The sequence below is a fragment of the Peptidiphaga sp. genome, from assembly GCF_057238965.1.
Genome location: NZ_DBHHEV010000113.1, coordinates 6,004 through 6,487 on the forward strand (window position 1 = coordinate 6,004; position 484 = coordinate 6,487).

A 484-nucleotide genomic window follows, 5' to 3' on the forward strand; every position below is an offset into this window, starting at 1 on the left:
TCGTCTCGGGCCCCGAAATCGCAGCCCGCGCGGACCTGCCCGCCCGGCCCGAGACGGCGATCGTCACACCCAATCCAAACCTTTGCCCCGAGCTCGAGGGCGCCATGGCCTTGGAATGCCGCCCCGAGTACCTGGCTCGGCGCGCCCTTGCGCTCCTCGCGCGCAAGGAGGCAGGCGAGGCCGTCCGCCTCGACACCGAGCCGCAGTACCTTCGCCGCCCTGACGTCCACGGCGCATGAGCCTGCCTCCCGGCCTTTCCTTCGCCTCGCCCGCGCCCGGCTGGGCGCGGGCTCTGGCGGATTTCGACGCGCGGGCCTTCGGACGCGACGCCTGGCCCTTCGAGCAGTGGGTCCAGGAGCTCGCAAGCCGCCGCAGCGTCTACATTGCGATCGTCCGCGAGGGCGGGATCGCGGCCGTTCCCGAGATCGTTGCGGCCGGAGGGGCCGGCCTCGGGCCCGAGGCCGAAGTGCTCACCGTCGCCGTC

Annotated in this window: 2 protein-coding genes; both read left to right on the top strand. The window is 73.3% G+C overall.

Annotation, left to right across the window (positions count from 1 at the left end):
* A partial coding sequence (locus tag ACO48X_RS10345; RefSeq protein ID WP_485002010.1) for a hypothetical protein occupies positions 1-239 on the top strand: 239 nt, incomplete at its 5' end.
* On the top strand, positions 236-484 hold a 249-nt coding region (locus tag ACO48X_RS10350; RefSeq protein ID WP_485002011.1), incomplete at its 3' end, for a hypothetical protein. The genes ACO48X_RS10345 and ACO48X_RS10350, both read left to right, overlap by 4 nt.